This is a genomic window from Mycobacterium helveticum, from assembly GCF_007714205.1.
Lineage (GTDB): Bacteria > Actinomycetota > Actinomycetes > Mycobacteriales > Mycobacteriaceae > Mycobacterium > Mycobacterium helveticum.
In genome coordinates this window covers 1-2,374 of the sequence record NZ_VMQU01000250.1, presented here as the reverse complement: position 1 = coordinate 2,374, position 2,374 = coordinate 1, and the positions used below count along the sequence as shown (strand labels likewise).

The following is a 2,374-nucleotide window of genomic DNA, read 5'->3' as shown; positions in this document are numbered from 1 at the left end:
CATCGTCATCGGCGCGGGTCATCGGCGCCATTCCTCCTCATCGCTGCGCTCTGCATCGTCATCGGCGCGGGTCATCGGCGCCATTCCTCCTCATCGCTGCGCTCTGCATCGTCATCGGCGCGGGTCATCGACTCAGTTCTTCCTCTCTTTGGGACCGGCCGGGCCGCACGTCACGACCCCGTGGTTGCTCGAGTTCACCCTCGTCGTCCGGCTGGGACGGCAGGGCGGCCGGGATGGACAGCGTGAACGTCGACCCGGTGCCCGGCTTGCTCCACACGCCGATGCTGCCGTTGTGGTTGGCCGCGACGTGCTTGACGATCGCCAGGCCCAGCCCGCTGCCGCCGGTGGCCCGCGAGCGCGCCTTGTCGCCGCGGAAGAACCGCTCGAAGACCCGCTCCTGGTCTTCCAGCGCTATCCCGATGCCGCGGTCGGTGACGGCGATCTCGACGTTCTCCCCGCGGCGGCGGCGGCTGATCGAGACCTGCGACCCCTTCGGGGAGTAGGCGATCGCGTTGGACACCAGGTTGGCCAGCGCGGTGACCAGCAGCGTCTGGTCCCCGAGCACCTGCAGGCCGCTGGGCGAATCGGTGCGGACCTCGATGTCGGCGTTGTCGGCGGCCACCTTGTGGCGCGAGATCGCCTCGGAGACGACGGTGTCGACGTCGATGGGGGTCACGTTCGGCAGCCGCTCGGCGCCCTGCAGCCGGGACAACTCGATGAGTTCGGCGACCATGTCGCCGAGCCGGTTGGCCTCGATGAGCACCTTCTCGGCGAACCGGCGGACGGTCTCGGAGTCATCGGCCGACGCCAGCAGCGCCTCGGCGAGCAGGGTCATCGCTCCGACCGGGGTCTTGAGCTCGTGGCTGACGTTGGCCACGAAGTCACGCCGGGTCGCCTCCATGCGGGCGTAGTCGGACTGGTCGTGGACGAAGACCACCGCGAACCGGCGGTCCTCCTCGCTCAACAGCCGGGCGTGCCCGTGCACCGATAACCCCGACCGGCCGGGCGCGCGTTTCGCCGGCCGCAGGTCGAACTCGACGTCGTCGCCGTCCAGCGCCTGCTGCGCGGCCTGCCAGGCCTGGTCGTCGAGCTGCCGCTCGCGCACCAGGCCCAGCTCCTTGGCCCGTTCGTTGCGGTAGACGACGTCGCGATGGCAGTCCACCACCGCGGCGCCCAACGGCATCAGTCCGACGATTCGCTGCAGCATCTGAGCGACGGTGATCCCGGTGGACTCGGCGGCCGCCTGCTGCCGACGCTGGGCCAGCCGCGACGACACCCGAACGCCGGCCGCAACACCTACGGCCAGCGCCAGCACCGACAAGACCCCGGCCAGCAACACTGCCGAGAACACCGTCACATGGAAAATCCTACAAATCCTCCTGAACGCAGCCCTAGCGGAATGAAGCCAAAATCGGACAAGTCACAGGCTACGCAACAGGTATTCGGCTGCCGTTCACGTGATGTTTGGCAAACCGGGGTTTTGGGGCCCCGCGCACCCAGCAGCGGGCTACGCGCGGCCCTGCCCGGCAACCGCCGCGGCGCCGGCGGCGGCGGCATCCGGGTCGAGGTAGGTTCCGCCGGGAACCACCGGCCGCAGCTGCGCGTCCAGGTCGTAGCGCAGCGGGATGCCGGTGGGGATGTTCAGTCCGACGATCTCCTCGTCCGACATCCGGTCGAGGTGCTTGATCATGGCGCGCAGCGAGTTGCCGTGCGCGACGACCAGCACCGTTTTGCCGCTGCGCAGATCCGGGACGATGACGTCGGTGAAATACGGCAGGAAACGGACCACCACGTCGGCCAGGCACTCGGTCAGCGGCCCGCCGCCGAGGTCGGCGTAACGCGGGTCGGCGTCCTGGCTGAACTCGCTGCCCTTCTCGATCGGCGGCGGCGGGGTGTCATAGCTGCGCCGCCACGCCATGAACTGCTCCTCGCCGTAGCGCTCCTTGATGTCGGTTTTGTCGAGCCCCTGCAGCGCACCGTAGTGGCGTTCGTTGAGCCGCCAGCTGCGCCGCACCGGAATCCACAGCCGGTCGGCGGTCTCCAGCGCGACGTTCGCCGTGCTGATCGCGCGCCGCAGCAGCGAGGTGTACACCACGTCGGGCAACAAGTCGTGCTCGACCAGCAACTGGCCGCTGCGGACCGCTTCGGCCCACCCCTTGTCGGTCAGCCCGACGTCGACCCAACCCGTGAACTGGTTGCTGGCGTTCCACTCGCTTTCACCGTGACGCAACAGCACCAGCGTGCCCGGGTTTCGTAGTTGCATCGGCCTAGCATCTCACGGGCGCGGGCGGTCCCCGTCGTCGTCCTCGTCGATCCTTGCTCGACTCCTCCTCATCGCGCTTCGCGCTCTGCATCGTCGTCCTCGTCGATCCTT

2 protein-coding genes are annotated in these 2,374 nt (G+C 68.7%); both read right to left on the bottom strand.

Features of this window, described 5'->3' with window-relative positions; translation table 11 throughout:
* Nucleotides 1-124: 124 nt before the first annotated feature.
* Complete coding sequence (locus FPZ47_RS27200) at nucleotides 125-1,357, bottom strand: sensor histidine kinase (protein WP_144955553.1); 1,233 nt, start codon at nucleotides 1,355-1,357, stop codon at nucleotides 125-127.
* A gap of 150 nt (nucleotides 1,358-1,507) precedes the next feature.
* Nucleotides 1,508-2,263, bottom strand: coding sequence for a phosphoglyceromutase (locus tag FPZ47_RS27195; protein WP_144955550.1), 756 nt, complete (start codon nucleotides 2,261-2,263; stop codon nucleotides 1,508-1,510).
* Nucleotides 2,264-2,374: the final 111 nt, after the last annotated feature.

Coding starts and splice junctions, on each gene's coding strand:
- FPZ47_RS27195 (WP_144955550.1), bottom strand. CDS start 2,263: ATGCAACTACGAAACCCGGGCACGCTGGTGCTGTTGCGTCACGGTGAA.